Genomic DNA, 25,554 nt, shown 5'->3' with positions numbered 1-25,554 from the left:
AAACCTCCTGTCACCTGTCTCCCGTTACCTGTCTCCCGTCACCGGTCACGAGTCGACGGTCAATAAAAAAATTCCTTATGACTGGTGAGTGGTGACCCTTAACAGGTAACCGGTAACGGGTAACCATTTTTACATATTCAACTTTTTAAAAATCTGATCAAGATGATCTACTTGCTCCCCTGTTTCATCCAATTCAAAATGAAGTGCCGGTGTATATCTTAAACGAATACGAGCTCCCAATTCCCTCTGAATGGCCAATGCTTTTTTCCGAATCTTACTCATGATGGATTCTTTCTTGGAATCCACTTCATAAACACTCACAAAAACTTTGGCATTGCGTAAGTCCTTAGAAGTTCGAACCTCGGTCACGGTGACCATTTGATTTGGGGCATCGTAAAAATCCTTTTGCAGCATATCACTGATTTCACGTCGAATCAGCTCATTGACACGGGGAATCCGATGTTTCATTGTTAAAAAATCTCCATCATTAAAATACAGCTTATTTCTTATCCATCTTGTCAAAAATAATTTTAGGGAAGAAAGAAAGGCAGGATTAGCAATTCATTACAATTTCTGGGCAGTTTTTTCGATATCAAAAAATTCTAAGGTATCCCCTTCTTGAATCTCTTCAAAACTGTTTAAACGAATTCCACATTCTGAACCTTCGCGGACTTCCTTAACCTCGTCCTTAAACCTCTTGAGGGATTGAATCATGCCTTCGAAAACAGTGTCATTGTTGCGAATCACCCGAACTTTGGAAGATCTCAACACCTTCCCGTCCGTAATGCCGCAGCCAGCAATTTTACCATATTTTGAAAGATCAAAAACTTGTCGAACAAGCGCATGCCCCACCACAACCTCACTCTCAATGGGCTCCAACAAGCCTTCTAGAGCCTTCTTCACGTGATCTGCAATCTCATAAATAATTGAATAAAGACGAATATCAACCCCTTCTTTTTTGGCAAGATCCCGTGTTTTAACAGAGATCTTGACATGGAATCCAATGATAATCGCTCCCGAAGCACTGGCCAGCATGACATCATTTTCCGTAATCTCCCCCACCCCATCATGAATAAATTTTAATTCTACCTGCTCACTCTTTAAGTTTGCCAAACACGAATGTAACGCCTCCAAAGAGCCCTGAACATCTGCCTTAAGAATAAGACGTAACTCTTTAAGTCTTTTCTCTGAAATCTGTTGAAAAATATCCTCCAGTGTCACCTTCTTGGGAGAAATGAAAGCCCCTGCATTTAATTCTTCTTTTTTCTTCTCTGCAAGTTGGCGAGCGATTTTTTCATTCTTAGCCACTTTAAGTTCAATCCCAATTTCTGGAACTTCCGAGAGGCCCAATAGCTCAACAGGGGTTGAAGGTCCTGCCTTCTCGATCAATTTTCCTTGATCATCATAGAGAGCCTTAATTCGACCCGAAACTGCGCCACAAATCACGGCATCCCCTACCTTAAAAGTTCCCTGACGCACCAAAAGGGTAGCCGTTGCCCCTCTCTCTTTCGATAATTCTGATTCAATCACAATGCCTCTTGCCTTTAAAGTTGAATCGGCTTTAAGCTCCATGATTTCAGCCTGAAGTAAAATCATTTCAAGAAGATGATCAATTCCCGCACCTGTTTTTGCTGAAACCTCGCAGACGATAGTCTGTCCTCCCCAATCCTCAGGAAGCAAATTCTTTTCCGACAATTGCCTTTTTACCTTATCTGAAGTGACACCCGGCCGATCCATTTTATTAATCGCAACGATAATGGGAACGCCCGCAGCCCGACAATGATCAAGCGCCTCTAATGTTTGAGGCATCATTCCATCATCCGCCGCAATAACCAAGACAACAATGTCGGTCACCTGAGCCCCTCGAGCCCGCATCAAAGTAAAAGCCTCGTGACCTGGAGTATCTAAGAAGGTAATTCCCCCTCGCTTAAGATCAACTTGATAGGCGCCCATATGTTGTGTAATACCCCCTGACTCTCTCTCAGCCAACTTTGTCTTACGAATTTGATCCAAAAGCGATGTTTTTCCATGATCCACATGCCCCATAAAGGTAACCACAGGAGGGCGAGGCGTTAGATGAACCGGCTTTTCGACTTCTTCATCCTTCGATCCTTGAGAAGAAGCCCTCTCGCCACCAGAGACAAACTGAATTTTAAAACCATATTCGCCTGCTAAAAGACTCACCATATCTTGATCTGTCAAAAATTGATTGAGCCCCAGCATTTCTCCTAATTCAATCAACTTTGAAATCACCACATTGGGCGAAACTCCTACTTTCCCAGCGAAATCCCTGACCGTCATGGGAAGGGCAATCTCAAGATTTTTTTTATCAGAAGAAGGCTCTGAAAGAGGGCTTTCTAAAATAGGCTTCTCAGAATCTGTTGCTTTTTTTTCAGCGTTTTTTAGGGTCTCGGAAGGTTGAATGGATTCTTCAGATTTGAAAACTCCATTTTTCTTCACATCCGAAGAAGTTTTTTCTTTAGAAGAAACATCCACGTGAATTTCTTTTTTTCTAGCACGAATTTTTTCAACGATTTTTGGATCCAAAGCGCTCATATGGTTTTTAGCTTCAAAACCCAGCACCTTTAAATCCTCAATCAAAACCTTGCTTGAAATCGCTAGCTCTTTGGCCAGCTCATGAACTCTCATTTTATGACCTTGGTATTGCGATCTTCTAATAACTTTTTCGCCCACTCCAAAACTCTTATGGCTTGAGCCTCATCTAATCCAACCACTTTTGAAAGTTCAACAGGAGGCAAACGTAAAACTTCCTCTACGGTTCGATAGCCTGTTTGTCTTAAACTTTTTAAAATCCCTTCTTCCAATCCCTGAACCTCAGAAAGACTGAGTCCTGAGGGAGCCTCTTCCGCACGTTCCCCGGCCGAAAACACAACCTCGGGTTTCTCTTTCGGTGCTCCTTCGATAGGGGTTACACGATCCGCCAAAATATCAATGTGATACCCTGTTAGTTTTGCACACAGTCTGGCATTCTGCCCTTTCCTGCCAATCGCAAGAGAAAGTTGATCAGGTTCAACTAAAATTTCGACTTTTTTCCCAGGTTCAGAGACATAAACCTTCTTTAGTTTCGCAGGACTGATGGCATTTCCTACAAAAACAGCGTGATCCGGATTCCAAAGAACAATATCAATCTTTTCACCATTCAGTTCTCGTACAATATTTTTAATTCTCTCCCCACGCATTCCGACGCAGGCTCCCACAGGATCAATTTTTTCCGAAGAGGAATGGACAGCCACCTTTGAACGAAAACCCGCTTCTCGAGCAACGGCTTTAATCTCAACAATTCCATCCGAAATTTCTGGAATCTCCAACTCAAAAAGATTCTTCAATAAACCTGCATGGGTTCTAGAAAGAATGACTTCCAGCGTTTTGGGATTATCTTTAACCTCCATCACATACGCCCTCACGCGAGAGCCTATGGGATATTTTTCAGTGGGACATTGCTCGCGCACTGGAAGAATCGCTTCACATTTACCCAAATCCACAACGACATTGCGACGCTCATAGCGCCTGACAATTCCCGTAACTAAATCACCCGTACGTTCTTTATATTCGTTAAAAAGAATATCTTTCTCAGCTTCTCTGATTTTCTGGATAATGACTTGCTTGGCAATTTGAGCTGCAATTCTTCCAAAATTCTTTGGAGTAATTTCGATATCGATTTCATCTCCAATTTTGGGATTATTTTTATACTGCTTCGCTTGTTCCAAGGATAATTCTTCTTTTGAATTAACAACTTTTTCAACCACCAACATCTTATTAACGGCCTTGATATCACCTGTCTTAGGATCGACAATAACGACCGTGTTTTTCTGAGCCCCCAGACCTTTCCGAGAAGCTGAGAGAAGGGAGGATTCAACTGCTTTAATAAGAATCTCTCTTTTAATCCCCTTCTCTCGCTCCAAAAAATCTAATACATTTAACAACTCGCCATTCATATCACTCACCTCAAGCTTCTTTTTTACACAACCCATTCATAATCAAAATCTTAAAAAAACATAACCAAACGAATAAATAGAACTAAGGCACTTATTATTTTCCCAGAAACTAAAAAGAGTGGGTATTCTCCCACTCTTGAAGACACGACATAAGATTTTATATTTGAATTCTATATAATAAAATCAAGATGTCAAGAAGGAATTATTTAATTTTGCATAGTGTCAAAATTTTTGGGCACTTTTAGGATTAACCAGAATTTCTCATCACATTTCTACTCAGAGCGCCAATTTTGCCTCGTCTCTTCGTACAAACTCGGTCAGCCCTGCTCAACGTACTGTAAAGTACGCCTCACACGGCCTCGGTCGTGCAACCTCGCCTCCAAAGCGGACTCGGGCGGTCGAGCTCAAGAAATCTGATGAGAAATCCGGGTTAAAAGCAATCGTCCACAAATCGACGGATTGAGGGGATTGAAAAAACCTTGGGTTTTTCCTACGTCTAATCTCCTGAGGACTTGATAAGATGGAAAACATTGTACTTCACTTCTTAAAACCAGCGTGAAAGTTTGAACATTCTTGCCAGAGAATCAGGCCCAGCAAGGGTTTGATGACAAAATAGGCCTTGCAGTTGAGTTGAACCTAACTAAAAGTTAGGTCCAACTTTGTATTGGTTTTTGCCCCTCCTTTGTAAGGAGGGGAAAGGTTTGAAAGGTGAGATTTCTTGCACTTCCTTCTTCCAAAAGCTGAGTGAGGGAGAAATCAAAGGTGTCGCTTCTGTTGTCGTATTAACGGTTTGGTCCCCTGCTGAAATGGATTGTTCATCCTGTCACTCAGACCCCAAGAATATTTATTAATCTTGAAGAAGATGTAAGACTTCTCCCAAAAACTCTGAAGGGGATACAATTTTGAATGAATAATCCTTCCCTTTAAGAGCTTGAAAATCCTTACGATCTCCCGTCACCAGAAAATCTGCTTTCCCTCTGAAAGCAGAAGCCAGCACGGGGACATCTTTTTCGGCAATATGACCTTGAAAAGCCTTTATCTCGTCCAAAGAGGGCATCGGAACAATCTTAAAATTTAGTTTAAGAAAAAAATTCTCATAGGAAGTCCACACCTGAAGCATTTTCTTTTTGATATTTCTTTCAATTTCTATCAAGTTATAGCGACCTGTCAAACCTTGAAAACGGGGAAGTCCCAAGGACAATAGATCAAGAATCAGTCGTGGAGCACCCTTTTCAGAGAAAAGACCCGATAAAATAACATTGGAATCCAAGAAAATTCTAATGTCTTTTCCGGCCATACCGTTCCTGATAGAGGGTTTCTCGGGTCTCTTTCAAACCCTCCAATAACTCTTCGAGACTTCGTCCAGAGGATTTCAGCAATCGTCTTAATTCCCTTCGAGCTTCATTCAGCTCTAACATCTTAGGGCTCACTAAAAAGGCATCTCCCAAGGGAATAATCGAAACCACTTGCCCTTCTTCCAAGTAGCCCTGATCCCGAATCTTCTTGGGAATAGTCAACTGCCCTCTGGACTTCACTTCAGCAACAAAAGATTGTGCTGGCAACATGAAAGACCTCCATTTTTCTGAATTCAGAATATCAGAATTCAGAAAAAAGTTCAATTGTTAAACGTAAAAATAGATCAAAAAACAAATATATGAGTCAAAAAAAACACGTATTTTTTGGTGTTAATTACAAAAATTACGGGTATAATTGAGTTAGAATGAACCGAACTTTGGACTTATCTCATTACAAGTATTCTCTCTTTCTCCTTGGACCCCGCCAAGTTGGGAAAACTTATTTACTAAAAAATACCCTTTCTCCAGATCTTATGATTAATCTTCTTTCACAATCTGAATTTATAAGATATAGCAAAGATATTTCCCTCCTCTCGAAAGAAATTTCAGCGCTTAAAAAAGAAAAAGTTCAGGTGGTCATTGATGAGATCCAGCGCCTTCCAGAGCTTTTGAATGAAGTCCATTTGGTTTTGGAAAGTTCAAAAAATGTCCAATTTATTTTAACAGGTTCAAGCGCCCGAAAACTTCGCCGCTCAGGGGTCAATCTTCTGGGTGGACGGGCCTTGACTCTCCATTTACATCCCCTTACCCATGAAGAATTGGCAGAAGCATTTCATCTTGAGGAAGTCCTTCAATACGGAAGCCTCCCAAAAATTGTCCTCGAAGAAAATCCGAGAGAGCGGAAGCGTTTGCTTAAAAGTTATGCGGAAACTTATCTAAAAGAAGAGATTCAACAAGAAGCCCTGACTCGAAACATTCCGGCCTTTGCGCGGTTTCTGGAATTGGCCGCGTTTGAAAACGGAAATCTCCTCAATTTTAATTCTATTGCAAGAGAGGTGGGTGTCCATTCAAAAACGATTAAGGAATATTTTCAGATTTTAGAAGACACCCTGATTGGATTTTTTCTCTACCCCTACACACCTTCTCCTCGAAAGAAATTGGTTTTACATCCTAAATTCTATTTCTTTGATCGCGGCATTGTAACGGCCTTGAGAAATGAACTCTCCGTCTCTCTCATTTCAGGAACACCTCCCTATGGTTATGCCTTTGAACATTGGATTGTAACCGAGATGAGGCGACTCTTGGAATATCGCGAGCGAGAAGTCCGGTTGAGCTTCCTAAGAACATCAGATGGAGCTGAAATCGACATCATCCTCGAATGGGCGGATGGGAAAAAATGGGCTATTGAAATCAAAGCCAGCTCAATTCCCCAAACATCTCAGTTGAGAGGTTTGAAAAGTTTGATGCAAGATCACCCTTTTGATAGAACCCTTTGCGTTAGCCTCACTCCAAGGGCCTATCACCTTGATTCTATCGAAGTTTTGCCTTGGAAAACTTTCTTCGAGGAGATTTAGAGTAAATTTCTCACATGCTGTGTTCAAGAAGCACAGTGGCGTGTGCGTGATCTTCAATATCCTTCAAGGCACTTCGTTCAGCCCTGAGAGGGGAGTGAATTTGATTTTGCCATCACGATCACCCATCTCTTCAACACAGAGGAACACACATTGACAAGTCCCCCAAAAATATTTATTAACCTTGAAGAAGATGTAAGACTTCTCCTAAAAACTCTGAAGGGGATACAATTTTGAATGGATAATCCTTCCCTTTAAGACCCTGAAAATCCTTACGATCTCCCGTCACGAGAAAATCCGCTTTCCCTCTGAAAGCGGAAGCCAGGACGGGAACATCCTTTTCGGCAATATGACCTTGAAAAGCCTTTATCTCTTCCAAAGAGGGGATCGGAACAATTTTAAAATTCAGTTTAAGAAAAAACTTCTCATAGAAAGTCCACACCTGAGGCATTTTCTTTTTGATATTTCTTTCAATTTCTATCAAGTTATAGCGCCCTGTCAACCCTTGAAAACGGGGAAGCCCCAAGGACAATAGATCAAGAATCAGTCGTGGAGCACCCCTTTCAGAGAAAAGACCCGACAAAATGACATTGGAATCCAAAAAAATTTTAATGTCTTTTCCGGCCATACCGTTCCTGATAGAGGGTTTCTCGGGTCTCTTTCAAACCTTCTAATAATTCTTCAAGACTTCGTCCAGAAGATTTTAGCAATCGTCTCAATTCTCTTCGAGCTTCGTCTAACTCCAACATCTTAGGGCTCACTAAAAAGGCATCTCCCAAGGGAATAATCGAAACCACTTGCCCTTCTTCCAAGTAGCCCTGATCCCTAATCTTCTTGGGAATCGTCAACTGCCCTCTGGATTTCACCTCAGCAACAAAAGATTGTGCCGGCAACATAACAGACCTCCATTTTTTCTGAATTCAGAATATCAGAATTCAGAAAAATGTTCAATAAAACTTTTACCGAAAAACAATTACGTTACATTTTCCGGAATCACATGCTGTGTTCAAGAAGCACAGTGGCGTGTGCATGATCTTCAATATCCTTCAAAGCCCTTCGCTCAGCCCTGAGAGGGTGAGCGGGAGGGATAGGATTATGACCCGGCAAAAGCTCTTCAATCTCTTCTTCACTCAAACCTAAAGTTTCTCTCATCACCTTGCGAAGTTCTGTTTCATCTTCAGGTCCCGCATAAAGGATGGTTAAGACCAATTGCTCAATTTCAAAATCTTTGCCTCCCCGAACAGCCAAAATTCCCTTTTCACGTAACGCACCACCATAACGAGACCAATTCTCTTGCGTGCCGATGACACGAATTTCGTCTGGCTTTACTCCCATCACTGAAACAAGGCTTCCAGCAATATCCGGAGAATTCACAGTCCAAAAATCATGTTCTTGATTTAAGCCATACAATCTTTCTAACTCTTGAAAATTCACATCTCCCCTTGAATCAAAAAAACGCACCTCAATATTTTTCCCTATTCTTCTTAAATGTCTTACGGTCGCCAAAACGTCTGGAGTCCGTTCAGGATCTAAAAGCAACTGTACATCAAGAGCAAATTTTAAAGGGGTCTTTAAGCCTAAGACTCTAGCCCGTATTGCATCTCGCCATTTCCCCTTCAAATCCCAGAGCCGCTTCACAGAAAGCGCCGCTCCCAAACCCCATTTCATTTTCTCTTTGGCTGAAAGACCAGAGGTAGCAACCTTCACACTTGCATCTACGTCTGAAGTCGTCAGAGCCTTTTTCACCGAAGAATCCAATACAAGCAAATGCTCTGCTATATCCACTTCATCTCCACCCAAAGGCCGTGCCTCTCCCGTTCGAACATGAATGACAATCCCTTCTCCACTTGTAAAAGTCTCCCCCGCCAAACGCTCTATTTCTTCAACCTCGCCAAGGACATTGGCTTGGACAAAGCCATGTATCATCCTAAGTTCTGAGGCTAGACTCTGAATATTTCCTAGCCGTTCTTCTGCCAAAAATATTCCAACTGCCATAAGAAGTACTTTCCAAGAATCGTAGGACAATGATTTTTCTTCACGATAAACTTCTAATTCTTTAACAAGTTCCCTCAAAACCTCAGGCATCGATTTTCTATTTTCAAGCCAATAAACGAGATAACGCCCATTCCTATCGCGAAACCACGCATCAAAATGAAACAGCTCCATCGCCTCAATTAACCTAGGCCTAAGATCTGAACCTCTAGACAATGCATGGTCCGCAAATTGACAAACTAACGCCATAGCAAGATACCGCTTGTCAGTCTCTCCCCTTCTTGCCAAAGCCAAAGCAGGAGGATTTAAATCAAATCTAAAATCTTCTGAACCAAGTCTTACTTTGAGGCAACTGTGATCCAACGTCAAGATAGGGCCGTAGTTATTTCTTCTTTCTAGTAAGAGCCAAGATAATCGATAAAATCTTAGTAACGGAGGAAGTTCATTCATTGTGGGAAATCCAGGATATTTTTTTAAAATCTTTTCAAATAAATCTAATTCTGGATTTCTTAAATCTAAATACCCCCACTGATTCCTTTCCCCAGAACTTAAGTTTTGATCTCTCATTTTTTCAAGTAATTTTGAAAGACGACTCTTGGACCTTTTCCTGCTAGGAATCCTACTCGATCTTGCCGCACGAGCTGTGCCACCTTGCGCTCTTTGAATGGTTTGTCTTCTTCCTCTCTCCTGACCTGCTAAACGAATCCCATATCGGGCAAGGACAAGCTTAAGATTATTCATCGATTCAACACCAAAATTTCTACCCTTGAAATCCGATTCATCCATTTGAGCAAAATCACTCAATGTCTCAATAGTAAGTCCTGACAAAGCACTTAAAACCCGGCCGCTAAAACCAATCCTCAGAACAACATCCCTTACTTTTGAGTCTCTTGTAATCTCAGATTTTTTCTCTGGAAAGATTCTGAGCCAATATGAATTCGGATTAAGTGTCTTAATAAAATTTACTTCAAACTGAGATGGGGTTTCTGTGAGTGTTGCTTCCCCTATTCCCCCCGTCATCAAAATAATTGCATCCTGAACTCTAAGTTTGTCATGCAACTCATCTCCTATTCCACTGATCTCATGCATCGCCTCATGCGAAGTGCCATAAATCCAGTCGGCGATGCGATATTTTTGAAGAATGTTGGTGAGATGTTTTAGATTTACAAAAAATTTTCCATCGCCTACGCAGTTTCCATAGGGTGAGCTGAAGTCAACCCCTAGTTTATGATGTTCTTCGTCCCCAAAATAAAAGGTGTAAGTTCCATCCAGTAGAGTCTCTGTTTCAAATCGAAGGGCTTGAGCCCTTGCTCGGATGAACGCGGCCCACTTTTTCAGAAATTCTCGTTCCTCATCCGTCCCCGCTTTAATTCCCAATATCTTGTAAAGGGCATCTTTCTTGCTTGGATAAGGTGAATCAGGAATTACAAACTGGCCATCCGTTACTGTCATCGTAATGGAATTGCCTAGCAGTGCATCTATTTGAGGCCTTTCGTTCTCTGGGTATTTTAAGTCTGGCTTGTTCTGAGCATCGAAATGGGCTTGTTCACCTTTATTTGAAAGGCTCTTTTTGAGTTTCTGTCGCAGATCTTTCCATCTTGCTCGCTCTTCTGCCAACCATGCCTGAACCTGAACAGCTTCGGAATCTGATAAATACTTCTTCACAAGGCGGTCTACTCTTCTAATTTTTTTTCTAGATTTATCAAATTCATCTAAATAAAAAGATTCTATTTCGTTAGATAAAGCCAGCATTTTACTCTGGATATAAGTAAGATTAAAATCCAAATCAATCCTTCGAATCCTAATAGAATCGAAACCTTCGAACTTATCCAAATGATAAAGAGGAATAAGTTTATTTAAACAATCTTTTGAATCAATAGATGCAATCGTTGTGATGATTAGACTAGTAACCCCAAGAGAAGATCGAGCCTGAAAGAGAGGAACTTCTTCTTTCATTGTATATCCCTCTTCTCGTTCCCTTTCCAACAGAACGAGTGACTCCGGAATATTGATTTTATCTTGATTTTGATTAAGCCAACCCGTTTTACAAATAATGTCCGAAGCCCCATCAATTTTCCCTCTATCTTCTCGAGAAAGCTCTCCTGCCTCCAAAAGAATGGGAAGTCCCCGCAAGTAAAAGGAAGTCTTAGCCCGAGTCGAACCTTTTTTGATGTATCCATCCAATCGCCCTAAACGATCTGGAATAGTGAGGAAACCCGCCCTAATATTGTTGAGGTCTTCCTCAAGATAACGCAAACACCTGCCGAGGTTTACCATGGCTAACATGTGATTGAGCTCTCTTGGATTATTTTCGTCAAGAAGACTTTGAAAAGAACCAACAAATTTTTCAAAAGAACCGACAAAGAATTGACCAAACTCTTCAGAACGCTGAGCTTCAAAAAGTTTCTGCCCAATCCATTTAAGTCGCTCCATACGCAGGATAACACGTTCCAAATCCAAAATCTCTTCAGGCGTCTTGTCCATATTTCTAAATGCTGTAATAACAGAATCAACTTGACTCAAGAATCGTATCAAATCCTCATTACTGACAACTCTCAAAGCATCATGTCCTACAGCCGTATCATCAGTAAGAAAAGATCTCGCCAATTGAACCGAAACCGAGTCTCGTTCGACTTGTTTGAAATGCTTCTCTCCCAGTTCTACAAGCATCTCTCCATTAAATGAAGACCTCAATGCCTCTATCAGCTCGATACGGTCGTATTGACGTTCCTGAATGATCCAGTCAAAGGACCCGGTACTTCCTTCTTTCAACGATAATTGAGTCAATTTTCCAGATTCCACAAGTACCCTTCTTATAAAAAAAGCCCGACTCAAACTGGCCAGTAAAATAACGCTTCGGTGTTTATTGCTTTTCAAACTCAAAAGAGCATTCAAGTTTATGAAATCCCCATCTGCATCTCTTCCCATCAAAGGTTCATTCTCTCCTTCCACATCCTTCAATCGAACGGTGTAAGGACTATCCTGAAGTTCTAGAAATTCTTCGCCGCTAATTTTAGCCAGATAAAAACCAATGCAATCAGTAAGCAATTCTAAAAACTCATCCTCTTCACCGCCCACGAGCTCTCTCAATAGATAAAAATAGATCCCTTCTGGGCTAATAGTTGTTTTCCCTTGAGAATAAACAAGGGTCATACGAGTATCTTTAAGACGTTTAAACAAAGCACTCTTCATTCTGTTTCTCTTTGCCGTCCTCAAATCTAAAGACAGCAATTCGTCTAAACGATCGGGAACAAAAAATCTTCTTTTCCTAACATCTTTTTCCCCCACTTTAACAACCAAGGGGGAGTCAACCGTCAAAGTCTTCAAAAACGCTTCTCTAAATTGATTTGGCGCTTCTGTAAGCAGCAGCCCGCGTTCTCCAACCTTCCCTGTCCTTAGAATATGAGCATCCTGAACCGTGAGATCCTGATGCAACTCATCTCCTATTCCACTGATCTCATGCATCGCCTCATGCGAAGTGCCATAAATCCAGTCGGCGATGCGATATTCTTGAGGAATGTTGGTGAGATGTTTTAGATTTACAAAAAATTTTCCATCGCCTACGCAGTTTCCATAGGGTGAGCTGAAGTCAACCCCTAGTTTATGATGTTCTTCGTCCCCAAAATAAAAGGTGTAAGCTCCATTTTGGAGAGTCTCTGTTTCGAGATGAAGGTTTGCGTCTCTTCTTTGAAGGTCTTGAGCCCTTGCTTGAATAAACTCAGCCCATTTCTTTAAAAATTCAGCTTCTTGAGGAGCGCCAGCTTCAATCCTTAAAAGTTGATAAAGCACTTTTTTCTCATCAGAATCTGGAACGTTAAACTGCCCATTCTTCACTGTTATTGTGATGGGACCGCCATTCAGCAACGTATTGATCTGATCCATTAATGTATTGATCTGATCCATTTCTTGAGAAGGATATTCTAAGTCGAGCCTATTCTGAGCATCGAAATGGGCCACATTAGAAGCGATCGCAGCAGCCAAGATATTTGACCCTTTTTTCCCAAAATGGTATAGTGGTCCTTGAATGGAGGATGAGTTATGTCCAGCGCTGCCATTAGAGCCATCTATGAACATGGAATCCTGCGCCCCTTGGGAAAACTTCCTTGGAGGGAGCACACTGAAGTCACTTTGGTCGTAAAGTCCAACGACCCTGTCAGTCGGACGCGCGGGATGTTTCACGTTCCCAAGAGAACCGCGCAAGTCCTCATTTACAACGACTCCCTGCTCGAGTCCTAAATGCCCTCCTTGAACGATTTCCCCAGTGGGGGAACCCTCTTCATTGACGCCAATATTTTCCTCGAACACTTTTTGAGGGGTGAGATTTCTTGCACGTCCTTCTTCCAAAGACTGAGTGAGGGAGAAATCAAGGGCGTCACTTCCGTTGCCGTTTTGGCCGAGGTCAGGCACCGCCACCTGGCCAGCGCCGATAAAGACTTCTTGCGTGTCCCCAAAATCACGGTTTGGTCCCCCTGAACGAGCTATTGGATCGCTTAATCCCATACTATTATAAATCACGTGCCCCACATACGCCCACAAAGCCTGATCCCACCCTGAACTCCCTTTAAAATATTCAGCAAATTTTTCGAAGAAACTCAAACTCCCGGGATCAAAAGAAGCAAGCGCTATAGGGAGTAAACTACTGATGAGGGTCGCAGCAGTAAAACGAACCAAAAATTGTTTCAGATGTTCTTGCCAGGGCTGAGGTGGCGCATGAATCAAATGGAGCAACGTAAAAAGCAAAGCTCCCGCCGGAATCGCCCACACACCCAATACCGGGGCCAAAAAGTGTGCAAACCCGGGCAAACCTAAAAGCTCTAACCCTGGAATCACCCACATCCTCACCCAGCGCTTCTTTAAAATATCATTTGCTTTAACCTTGGCCCTTTTTTTCTCCATTCCGCCAAGCCGAAGAACTCCTGCCAGAACCCAGTTCCAGAGGGGAAGAACGAGTTGAGAATCATTAGAACCATTATTTTCACTGGGCCCAGCCTGATCTCTTTCATCTGAATTAAGTATTGTGTCCCCGGAATTACGTACTTCAGCCAAATCGTGCCCCACATCTTGAATGAGGGTATCAAATTCAGCATCGGATAAACTCATTCCGTCCAATTTTAATGAAGCCCGATAAACCTCTAAAGTCTCAACCAAATTTCTCAAAAGATCGGTGTCTCTTCCCTCAAAACGACTCACATAACCTGTGAGATCACCTAATGAATTCTCTTTTCGCTTGATTTCTTTCATGAAGCTCAGAGTAGCTTTTCCGATCATCAGAAAAGATAACGGGCTTCCAGAAGAGACTTCCGTTCGCTGATAAGGGCCTTCCACTCGCTGATACTGAAGATCCAAAAATTCAAACAACTCAATTGCATCTTCACCTAAAAGCGATACCACCAAAGGCCAGTTGCCGCTAACATAAGCTTGAATAAAGATCTCACGCGCTCCTTTTCCATAAACAGGTAGAATTTCATCTAGGAGATACTCCACCAGTGATACCAGGTGAAAATATACATCCCAAGTTTCACCCGGTTTCATTCGAACTATTTTCTGAAAAAGAAATTTTGAAACAGGACCATGCTTTACATATTCTTTAAAAAAATTCCATAAAACGCTGCGATCCTTCTTAGAAGAAAATGAAATCTCTGAATTCCCTTCCATTTGAGCCTTCAACGCCAGATAATCTGTCATGCCTTCATTTAACCACTCAATAGGGAATCCCCCTCCCAGATGATGGAATGCCTCATGTACAACCACATGTTGAGTCATATTTGGAGCCAGATTGTCTGGGATAGAAATAGTAGAAGCTAGAGTAAAATGAGCTGCTCTTCGGGGTTCTCCTGACACAGGTGCAAAAAAAACTATATTTTCTGAGAAGTCTCTAAAAAGCCAACCCTGTTTTTGAAAAAACAACCTTACAATTTGAACGGCCTCGGTAATCACCATTTGCTCAACTCTATTGGGGACTCTCATTTTTTTAAGATATTCCATTGTTTTCCGATACATGCTAGGAATGGAAAGTGGTAAGTCGCCTTCTGAAAGTTGACCCTTCTCAATCATCCTTGCCATTTTGTAAATCAGCAACAATTTAATGGGTAAGGAGGGATTGATATATTGAGAAGAAAGTGAAGCCAATGCCTGTTCGAATGCCCTCCTTACTCCCTCAACAGAATCCCTTCTAAAAATATTTCGAGATTCAAGTTTTCGAACGATCAGCAATACTTCTACAGCACTCGCCCTAGCCCCTGTAGCCTCTACTGTCTTTCCTTCTTGAATCTGCTGCACCACAGCATCTTTGCCATTGGCCCACAAAAAAGCATCTTGAGCACCGCGTTGAATCAATTCTTGAGCCAAATCTGAAATTGTGGTCCCTGTATAATGGGTTTCACCATGAACTGCAGCCGTAAAAATTTTTCCTTCTTTTGTTCTCCCTATCACACTATGAGGATGAACCCCCATTAAGAATTTAATACGAATCGTATGAGATTGTTCATCAATCGCATACTCACCCAGTTGAAGATCTTCCGCAGAGTTCACCCGTCGATATCCCCACTGAGTAAAAATCCGATCTCGCTCTTCAGAAGAAATATCGACATCGGTAAGTGGCGTCAAATCTAGCGTCACAGGCTGACCTCTGAAAGCCTCTTTCGCCTTCTCTTTATTATTTTGATAGAGCTCGCCATGTCCATCTCCAAAACCAAAGGTCAGCATCCCCCCTGGAAATTTCTTTGGATCCAACTTAAAAAAAGGAAGCCTTAGAAGGTGTCTTAAATCCTCAAATTGATCTAAAATTCCCTCAACATTCACCTGACCATCCTTTACAATTCTCTGTCCATAGGTGGCCGATTGAATTTCATCCGTAACATTTCGATTTGCTTCAAAAACGCAAAGCCTGCCTTCCACATTCCGGAAGGTCAAGGACATGACAGCTGTTTGCCCATCTTTTTTTATCACCAACATGTCATAAACACGCGATTCTATTGGTTCAAAAGCCCCTCGATACACCTTTCCATTCACTATTCCCACAAACCAATCGTTGTAGCCCAGATTCCCATTGGGAAGACAGGCAAGAACTTCGTATTCCGGATAAGCTCGTTCAAATTCATGTGTAAGATGGGTCATATCCTTTCTCACCTCACCAACATCTCCCCAACGAGAAGGCAAAGCCCCATTCAAATAAATCTGATTTCCAACACGATTAAAAAATACCCGACTCTTCCCAAGATCGTCAAAAGCCTCTGGATTCACCTGAAGAGCCAAGATTACATTGTCTTCAAAAACATGAAAAACAGGCTTATTGAAGCGAAAAAAAGGAAAGGCCGTCTCTACTTGCAAGGACGAGCTTCGTTCCTCAGTCTCCAAAATCGGCCCTGGCGCCAAAGTTTCTAGGAAAGCTTTTCTAAATTGAATCACAGCTTCGGTGAGCACCGCTCCCCCTATTTGCCCCGTTCTCAGAATCCGTACATCCTGAGGCGTAAGAATACGATGCAACTCATCTCCCCTCCCACTGATCTCATGCATCGCCTCATGCGAAGTGCCATAAATCCAGTCGGCGATGCGATATTCTTGAGGAATGTTGGTGAAATGTTTTAGATTAACAAAAAATTTTCCATCGCCCACACAGTTGCCGTAAGGGGATCTGAAGCCATAGCCCTCTATGGGATGCTCTTCATCCCCAAAATAAAATATGTAAGCGCCATTCTTCAAAGTCGTTTCTTCAAATCCTAAATCTTGAGCCCTTGCTTGAATAAACTCAGCCCATTTCTTTAGAAACTCTTGCTCTTGATCCGCTTCAATTCCCAAAAATCGATAGAGCGCTTTTTTCTCATCAGAATCAGGAACGCTAAACTGCTTATTCGTAACTGTTATTGTGATGGGGTTGCCTCTCAAGAGTGTATTTACCTGAGCCATTTCTTCTTGTGGATATGCTAGATCCGGTCTATTTTGAGCATCAAAATGGGCAATGACATCAACGGGTCCTGCAAACCCATCACTGGCACGCAATAATTGTGTGATACGACCACTTAAACTTGACCTACCCCTGAGAGCATGAGACAATAGCGATGCAAAGGATTTGATGAGATGAAAAACTTGATCGATCAATTTATTTCTGTAGATCCAAATATTTGTCATGGAAAACCCTGCTTCAAGGGAACCCGCATTATGGTTTGGCAAATTCTCGAGCTTTTGGAGGCGGGTGTTTTGAATCAAGAAATTATCAGTGAAAAATATTTTCCTCAATTGACGCCCGATCATATTCGTGCTGCTCTTCACCTGGCCTCCGAGCAATTGAAAAATAGAGAGTTCGTTCTTTTCGGTGGTGATTGATTGACCTTCCAAACCTCCTTCTTGCTCGATGAAAACATCTCTGGAGACTCCGCGTCCTTCCTGAAGAGCCGTGGGTACGTTGTAGTTCGCTCTATCCCTGGTACCCGTGACAAGGACATCTTTACTGAAATGTCGAATCCAAGAGGAGTAAATATTCAAACTCGATGGAATGAGCTTTTCAAATCGATTGATCGAAAACTGAAAGGGCGCCGTCGCTTCACGATGAAAGAAATCAACGCCGAGATCGCCGCTGTCCGACAGACCCAACGTGCTACGCGTACTCGGCCAAGTTGAAAAGACTCGAATCATGTCTCCTAGAATTTTTCTTACCCATTTAAAAACCTGTAACTCATAAGTCTCTCGCGCAAAAACAAGTTGATTTAGGGTTCGAGTCGCTCTGGCATCAACATTGACAAGCATAGCAAGTGGTGCTACCCTTAATTTGAGAATAACGGGGGAGATGATCTTGGATAGAAACCAGCGTAAAGGATTGGCAAGTGCACTGTATAGTCTTGGTAATATTGTTGCAGCATCGCTTATGATTGGCCAGTTTGTAGGAACTGGAGGCTTTAAGGTGTTGCCCTTTGTGATAGGGCTCATTTTCTTTATTAGCGTGTACCTTATTGCGACAAAGCTGAATTTGGAGGAGAACGCATGACTGGTTTTTACATTCTGTTGGGTGGAATGCTGATTTTCGTTTGGTTTATTGGATTCTGGGTCTGGAGACAAGACCGATTCCATCATCTTCACCGCAAATAAGATTAGAAAATCTATCATATTGTAGACGACATGTCCGACATAACCCCATGTAACCTGATCCCACCACGAACTTCCTTTAAAATATTCAGCAAATTTTTCGAAGAAACTCAAACTCTCGGAATCAAAAAAAGCAAGTGTCATAGGGAGTAAACTGCTGATAAGGGTTGCAGCGATAAAACGCACCAAAAATTGTTTCAGATGTTCTTGCCAGGGCTGAGGTGGCGCATGAATCAAATGAATCAACGCAAAAATGAAAGACCCCGCCGGAATCGCCCACACACCCAATACCAGCGCCAAAAGACGTGCAAACCCCGGCAAGCCGAAAAGCTCTAACGCTGGAATCACCCCCACCCTCACCCAGCGCTTCTTTAAAACCTCATCTACTTTAACCTTGGCTCTATTTTCCTCCATTCCGCCAAAACGAAGAACCCCTTCTAAAACCCAGTTCCAGAGGGGGAGAACAAGTTGAGAATTATCAGAATTCCGAATCCCGTCTTCAACCCTTTGCCGAACATCGGCTAATCTTTCATCAAAAAGGGTAGTGTAGCGGTTTCCAGTATCTCCTTCTGGAAAAGGAATGGCGCTAGAATCTGCAATGTTTAAAAGATAAAGAAGTTGAAGATCTTCCAATGCCTGAGCTTGTGTGCCATCACGTCTCAAACTCTCAACCAATTGATTGATACGTTCTTGCTGTCTCGCAGTAAATTTAGGATCTTTCAACTCTTTTTGACGACCGGGTGTCGCAATCCTACGCACTTCTGAGGCTGCAATGTTTCCTAAATACTGATGTAATTCAATCAAACGTGTGAGCCGATGAATCAAAGGTTCAGGAGCATCCACGCTGGCAAGAAATTGCTCCAAAGCTTCAATACTCCTTCTAGAATGTCCACGACTCCCATGCCTAGCTTTTCCAACATCATGGAATAAAGCAAGAAGCCGAAGCCAGACCGGCTCATGAATTTGAAATCGACCCGAGGCAATTAAAGCATCCATTTCCTCTAAAACCCGCAAGGTATGTTCATCCGCATTCACACCTCGATGAAAACTAGGCTGCCCTTGGCCCCGCAATGACGTAAATTCATGTAGAAAATAATCGAGGTCACCCTTTTCATACAATTCTCGAACAAGTCGAGCAGGGTTGGGATGAATTCTTAACTGCTCTAGAAAATGGTTGACCACCGTACGACGGTTTTCCATCGGGCCCCGATAGCGATCTAAAAAAAATCTAAGGCCAGATTCCTCAAACGTTCCAGCCAAAGTTCGTTTTTCCTGACGCAGCCACTCAACCGTTGACGATGAAGTAATTTCATCTTGAACACGTTTTAATTCTTGAGGCCCCACAAGTCCAGTCTCGGTAAAAGCCTCTCCCTCCAAACGCGTTATAATCCTCTGGAGAGAGCCAAAAACATGGTCGAAATAAGGTTTTTCAAATCTTACATCTTGGCCCTCAACATTCTTTGAACTCCCCTGTGGGCCCAAATCATTAAGAACAGAACGAATGGTTCGAAAAGCCCACGTGGCCTCATCAGCATCCTGAGTTTGTTGAAGGGTATCAACCGCAACAAGGAGTTCATTCGTCAGCATTCTCTCAGAAACTTGAGTCCGAATCAGTTCCCGCACAACTTCTAAATCGGGCTTACCTTCTGTCGAAATTTTTCTGACATACACCTTATCTCCAGGGGATTGATCAAAATAATTTGCCAAGGCAACATTGCGGTCAATCTTGCTTAAATAAAGTCGATCTCCCACACGACCCAGTTGAAATAAACTAGGGAGAACACCCACAGTGTCCGATGGGATCATCACCAATTGAATGGTTTCTGGAAGAGGAATCTCGATGGAGAGATGAAAAGACCGGTTCCCTTTTCTTAAACCAAGATTCTCTAAAAGAGCGCTTTCCCCCGTTAAGGAAATCAAAAGATGGTCTTCTCTAACCTCCAACTGAAAGTCTTTTTGCTCTATCCCCTTCGAGCCAGCAATAGAAAGCTTGAACGTCCGTCTTTTTCCCTGTTCCAAAGGAATAGTCGCAATTTCTCCGGCAAGCACGGGAAAACTCCATTCGTGGATGACTCGCTTTCCTTGACCTTTCGCCTTTTCTCCACCTTTCCATGCGTAGCGAATGGCCACAGTCGCTACTCGAGTGACATAACTGGCACTTTCATCGTCCAAGGATCTCGAGCCTCGATACCCTCTCTCCAAAACAGCCAATCGCGGCAAAATCATTCCATACCAAGTATGGTAAAGGACTGGATCCAAATCTCTCTCAATCTCTTCTCTACTCAAATGTAAACCTCTTTCAAAAAGCATTTGCGCCAACATCGTCAAAGTTAAAGGAGGAAGTTTTCCAAGTTTAGAAGACAAACTGACCAAGCCTCTTCCAGCTTCTTGCCCCAATACCAAATCGGCATGGCTTGCCACAATACGATTCAATTCATTTTCAAGAAGGGCATTCACTAAGTCTCCTTTAAGTAATCGAGCCTGTTCATTTGTAAATCCTCTAAGTCTATCATCCGCCAAAATTTTGACCGCCACTTTTGGATTGAGCATGACCAATCTTAAGGCCTCCCGATAAGAAGAGTCCGTCCTTTCTCCTCTCAAGAACCCTTGATGCAAAGTATTCATAAGATAGCCCTGAAATAACTCGTCTTCTTCTAACATGCTCATCATTCCATCTCTCAAATTGTCAGAAAGATGAAGAAGATCCAGGGTATAGACACAAAGATGTGCCAGAAAAGCTGGTTCTACTTGCCGATATAAAGACTGAGCCCCATCCAAATTGATACCTAACTCATTCAATTGGGTTAATAGAGAAGCCATTGAAGTTCTTTCTTGACCTTGCTTCCAAGCCTTCCTTTCTCTCTTCAAATGTAATCTTAATCCAGGGATCCCTTCCATAGTCTGTCTTTCAGACACTCCTTTTCGTGCTTCTAAAAGACCGGATAGAAACATCATCATCAACTCATTCAAACCCCATTGACTGGAGGGAGAACATCGAAGAGCATCAAAATCATTCCAAAGACAAGCATTGAGGGCATGAGTTTTCAAGAGATTTTGACGAGAAGCGGGTATCTCTTCAAAAATCACTCTAAAAACATCCGGCATCCGAACTAAAAGACGCATAGCCAACCCAAACTCGGGTTGATCAGGATCAACTGTCCTTAAAATAATTCTAATTCTATCTACCAGCGATTCATCTTCTTTCATGGCCTGAGTCACTTGAGCATCTGTCTGATCCATGGGGAGACTCACTCGACTGAGAAAATCATTCCAAAACTGAAGCACATCCACATCTCTCACACCAAAACCAGTAGAAAGAGAAAGCTGAGAAAACATCTGCGCTCTTCTCACAGAGTCCATACCTGAAACTTCTCCCTGGGCTTTTTTTAACAAACCCTCTTGCACAAAATGAGGCATATCTTCATCTCTAGAAGCATCTTGAAGACTCTCTATCAAGAGCCTTGCAGTCGTCACATGCTTTCCTGCCAATATCCTCAAAACCTCGCCTTGGGAATCCCATTGTTTAAAAAGTTTTTCAACCTTCTTATTCTCATGAGACATAACTGTTACAAAATGATTTGTCAGCATGTAAAAGCCCAAGGGATCTTCTGTAAAGCATCTCCTGAAGTCTTCATCATTCCATTGAAAGAAAGAAGAAAGGGTTTGAAGATGATCTTTCAAAACCACCTTTTCCAAAGGGGTCAAATAAACATACCTCAAAAAAACATTTGGAGATGAAGCCAACATATTTAAAGCATCTTGAGCACCCAAGAGATCTGTTAACCAATAAAGACCATCGGTCCATTGAGGCTGTTCAAGAATTTTTGCAACTGCTTCTGGATCTGACTTTAATCCTTGTTTAAGCGCCGGGGAAACTTTTAATCCTTGAAACCTTGTTTGATGAGGTATGACTAAAGCTCTTTGACTTACCACTGGAATGATTCTGAAAAACCAATCTGCATGCTGATCAAAATTTTTAGCCCCCCACACTTTTTTTGCCAAAGCGATTCCCCGTCGAATAAGGGAAGGATTGAGCAAATATTGCAGCTCTAACCCTGCTTCAATCAAAGCCACAAAAAATGAATCTCCTGTTCGAACTCTACTCATTCGCAAATCATCTTCAAATGAAAATCCTCTAAGAAATATTTCACCCTGCGCGTTCAGAGAAGCAAGAAATGTCACCAACGAATGAGAATCGTTTTGAACAAGTTCTGTCAACACGGGTTGTGTCATTGCGTCCGACAACCTGTCCCATACTCTTGAGCCGGATACCTCAACCCATTTGCCTACAACCTCCACTCCTTGATCCGCAAGAATTTTAAAGCTCACCCCATCCAGTTGAAAAATGTTCAATATCAATCCATTTAAAAACTGAGGATCCTCAAGAAAGAGGCTACGGAGCGTCTCATCAGAAATCCACGGTAAATGATCTAAAACTTGAAAAAGCGTTGCAAAGACATCGAAAGTTTTATTGAAGACATCCTCTTCCTCCATCCACTCAAAACGAGTAGAAGTTAAATCTATTAATCCCATTTCAATGAGACTTTTTCTCTCTTGCCGATATCTTGTTATTAATTGACTACCCGGGACCGAATGCATCAGCCAGACATGCCAAGTTTTCACAAAGCCCCCAACATCTCGCGCAATCGCGTCGAAGAAAATTGGAGGACTTAAACGTTCCAAAAAACCAGGATCAACATTTCTAAGAAGAATCAAAAGCCTTGGAAAAAAATTGGGTTCAGCACGTCCCAGTCTCGCCAAACGATCCCTTCCATAAACAGCCAAAAGGTCATCAAAATTTGCCATGGAAAAGATTTCGGATCTAAGGAATACCATCCATTCAATCAGGGCCAGAGGATCCTGAACTCTAACAGCCTCCACCGTTTCAACACCCAGACGACTTGACAAGGCTGTATACATCTCTTGATAGCCAGTAGCCTCTTCCAAAGAGGTAGGATTAGGTCTTCTCTCGGCAGCAGATTCGTTTTCACCCAGACTCCATTCATCACCTTCATCGCCTCTAGTATCTTTGTCCTCGGAGAAATCTAAAGCTTCAAACAACTTGTCAAATGTTCCAAACCCCTCTTCAACACTTGGCTCCAATGAACGCAAGCTTCTACCTATTATTCTTCTAGTCTCCACATCCAATCCCTCTTCCTTTTCAGGAGGAAAAATAAAACGACTTAACCCAAGCATTCTTTTTACAAAAACCACCGGATTCTCTCTGAATAAAGCCACCATTTTTCCTGGAGGAGATTGAGTTAATCCTTCAAATTCCTTGATCCATGGAATCACATGCTCGAGGATGTTTCCCTCATCTTCCTCTACATCTTCTTCCTGTTCCATTTTACTGGCTATGAAACAAGGCACTGCATTGATCACAGCCCATGGATCTTGCAACAGAATCTCTTGAAGAGCCTCAGGTCCTACCAATGTTCCGAGAATCTCCCATCCTTTTTTAAACTCCCAAGGTCGAAGAGAAAATTGTTCATATACCAAGGCAGGCAACCCCCCTGTCAAAAGATGCTGACTGGCTTGAGATCCCAATGTTTCAAGGAACTCAAAAAAAGCAGGGCCTTTTTCTAATTGGCGAAGAAACTCTGCATACTGAGGTCCATACCATTGGGACAAGGCTCTCAAGATATCCTCTCCAACTAAATTTCCAAGGCGCTCAATCATTTTTCGAGATGTTCGAGGGATTCTTCTTTCTTCTATCTCCACTTGCAAGACCAAATCCATGCTACAAAGAAGCTGATCCCATTCGGGCCTCGCTGAACTTAAAAAAGATGATCCCTTTTCCCGCATCGACATCAAATTTAGGGAGTCCCTTTTTGCAAGAGCGTCTCTAAACCCAACGTCATTATTCATCACTCCTAAATACTTCTCAGGTTCAACCAAAATCTCTTGATAACGGTCGGGAGAAAGTGGCCTGGGAAGAGATGTCAGATCTCCAAAAAGAAGTTTTGGATCAATCATTCTGGGAACTTCAACCTTCGCTGGTAAGCTCTCAAAAGCTTCAAGAATTTGAAGTTCGGAAGATGCATTGATAGATTTTCCTAAATAAGTTGCTAACGATCGATCTTTCAATTGCCCAAGCAAGAGGGCTTTCTCTTCTTGAGTTGGGGCTAATTCTGAAAAAAGCCTTGCCCAACGGCATAAAACAACCAAGGTCCGCGTGGTCGAATGACATAATGTATTTGTTTTATAAAAAAGTTTAAATTCGTTATAAATAATAATGAGAGGGGAGTTTAACTCCATAACTTTTCTTAAATTCTTCGATCGGATATCCAACCAATGATGCAATTCTTCGTCTAAATTCCTGTCTATCAGAACCTGATCCACCTGTAAACTCTCAAGTCCTCTCAAAAGTGAAAATCGTAGGAGCAAAGGGGAGACCCACACTCCACGTCCCAATCGAATCCTTCCTGAAGCATCCGCACCTAAAAAATCACCTGGCTCATCTTCAAAAACAATTTCTTTAAATCTAATCCCCGGCCAAAAGAGACTTTCTTTCTGAAGAAGATTTTTCAGTTGATCTAAAGCCCCTGGTGGAAATAATTGGGCCGCTCCATCTACTCCTAGAATTTTCCAAGCAGAATCAAGACTTAGTACAAGTTGCGCCTTGGACGACCCTTCCTTTTTTGACCCAGATTTTGCCAACACCAATTGATAAGACTTCGGCGCAAAAACGTTATAAATCGCATGCCCAATATACCCCCATAAAAATTGATCTTGCCCCGAACTCCCTTTAAAATATTCAGCAAATTTGTCGAAGAAACTCAAACTCTCGGGATCAAAAGAAGCAAGTGCTACGGGAAGCAAGCTACTGATAAGGGTTGCAGCGATGAATCGAACAGCAAATTGCTTTAGTTTTTCTTTTTTAGAACCCGGTGGTGCATGAATCAAATGAATCAACGCAAAAATAAAAGCCCCCGACGGAATGGCCCATACACCCAATACCGGGGCCAAAAAATGCGCAAACCCCGGCAAACCTAAAAGCTCCAACGCTGGAATTACCCCCACCCTCACCCAGCGCTTCTTTAAAACCTCATCTGCCTTGGCCTGGGCCTTATCTTTCTCCATTCCACCAAGCCGCAGAACCCCGGCAAAAACCCAGTTCCAGAGGGGGAGAACAAGTTGAGAATTATCAGAACCATTATTTTTACTGGGGCTGGCTTGATCTCCTTCATCTGAATTAAGTATTGTGTCCCCGGAATTCGTGTCCCCGGAATTCCCGGAATTAGAAAATTCGGCAGGTCGTGACACTACTCCTACACTTGATCCCTCTCCATGTCCATCTTGCACCATGGGCCTTACCCCAACCATCTCACCCATCAGCTGAAGAGTTCTGTAACCTAAAAAATTCATCGGACCTTTTTTTACATTTTTCTTATCACTTCCAACATATTTTTTAAGTAAAGTTTGAAACTCTTCATAGCCCTCACCCAAAGATTCTTTTAAATAAGCTCGGGTGAGCTTTTGAATTGTTCCTCCTGAATTCAAAAGCTGATGAATCTCCTCTAAATGATTCATCAATTCTGGATCGAAACCTGAATTCCGAACGCCCTTATGTTTTTCCCTTAGGGATTGAATCACCGGTTTTAAATGGGGAACTGATTTTTCCCATTGATCAAATTCTTCTGAGGAGAGATTGCCTTTTTC

The 25,554-nt window shown here is 42.3% G+C and carries 9 protein-coding genes; 1 reads left to right on the top strand and 8 read right to left on the bottom strand.

Annotation, left to right across the window (positions count from 1 at the left end):
• Nucleotides 1–129 precede the first annotated feature (129 nt).
• The 5 genes from rbfA to HYS07_01985 form a co-directional block, all read right to left on the bottom strand.
• Nucleotides 130–468 (bottom strand): 30S ribosome-binding factor RbfA, encoded by a 339-nt coding sequence (gene rbfA / locus HYS07_02005; protein MBI1869948.1) that lies wholly within the window; start codon nucleotides 466–468, stop codon nucleotides 130–132.
• A 96-nt stretch (nucleotides 469–564) separates the two neighbouring features.
• Entirely contained in the window at nucleotides 565–2,649 is a 2,085-nt protein-coding gene (gene infB / locus HYS07_02000) for a translation initiation factor IF-2 (GenBank protein MBI1869947.1), read from the bottom strand.
• The gene (gene nusA / locus HYS07_01995) at nucleotides 2,646–3,956 is read right to left on the bottom strand and encodes a transcription termination/antitermination protein NusA (GenBank protein ID MBI1869946.1); all 1,311 of its coding nucleotides are present in this window, start codon (nucleotides 3,954–3,956) and stop codon (nucleotides 2,646–2,648) included. The genes infB and nusA overlap by 4 nt, the downstream gene beginning before the upstream one ends.
• Nucleotides 3,957–4,803: 847 nt before the next feature.
• Entirely contained in the window at nucleotides 4,804–5,253 is a 450-nt protein-coding gene (locus tag HYS07_01990) for a PIN domain-containing protein (GenBank protein MBI1869945.1), read from the bottom strand.
• The gene (locus HYS07_01985; GenBank protein MBI1869944.1) at nucleotides 5,234–5,521 is read right to left on the bottom strand and encodes an AbrB/MazE/SpoVT family DNA-binding domain-containing protein; all 288 of its coding nucleotides are present in this window, start codon (nucleotides 5,519–5,521) and stop codon (nucleotides 5,234–5,236) included. Before HYS07_01985 ends, HYS07_01990 begins: the two co-directional genes overlap by 20 nt.
• Nucleotides 5,522–5,676: 155 nt before the next feature.
• On the opposite strand from HYS07_01985, the gene HYS07_01980 reads away from it, so the two are divergent.
• A complete protein-coding gene (locus HYS07_01980; protein MBI1869943.1) occupies nucleotides 5,677–6,825 on the top strand; it encodes an ATP-binding protein in 1,149 nt (382 codons plus the stop codon).
• A gap of 175 nt (nucleotides 6,826–7,000) precedes the next feature.
• Here HYS07_01980 and HYS07_01975 read toward each other — a convergent pair whose 3' ends face one another.
• The 3 genes from HYS07_01975 to HYS07_01965 all read right to left on the bottom strand — a co-directional run.
• Complete coding sequence (locus tag HYS07_01975) at nucleotides 7,001–7,450, bottom strand: PIN domain-containing protein (GenBank protein ID MBI1869942.1); 450 nt, start codon at nucleotides 7,448–7,450, stop codon at nucleotides 7,001–7,003.
• Nucleotides 7,431–7,718: an AbrB/MazE/SpoVT family DNA-binding domain-containing protein gene (locus HYS07_01970; GenBank protein ID MBI1869941.1), complete on the bottom strand. Its 288-nt coding sequence runs from the start codon at nucleotides 7,716–7,718 to the stop codon at nucleotides 7,431–7,433. The genes HYS07_01975 and HYS07_01970 overlap by 20 nt, the downstream gene beginning before the upstream one ends.
• Before the next feature lie 97 nt (nucleotides 7,719–7,815).
• Nucleotides 7,816–25,554: phosphodiester glycosidase family protein (locus HYS07_01965; protein MBI1869940.1), on the bottom strand; the 17,739-nt coding region annotated here is incomplete at its 5' end.

It is taken from the genome of Chlamydiota bacterium (genome assembly GCA_016178055.1).
GTDB lineage: Bacteria > Auribacterota > JACPWU01 > JACPWU01 > JACPWU01 > JACOUC01.
The sequence above is the reverse complement of the archived record's forward strand: the minus strand, read 5'-3'. Positions and strand labels throughout refer to the sequence as shown.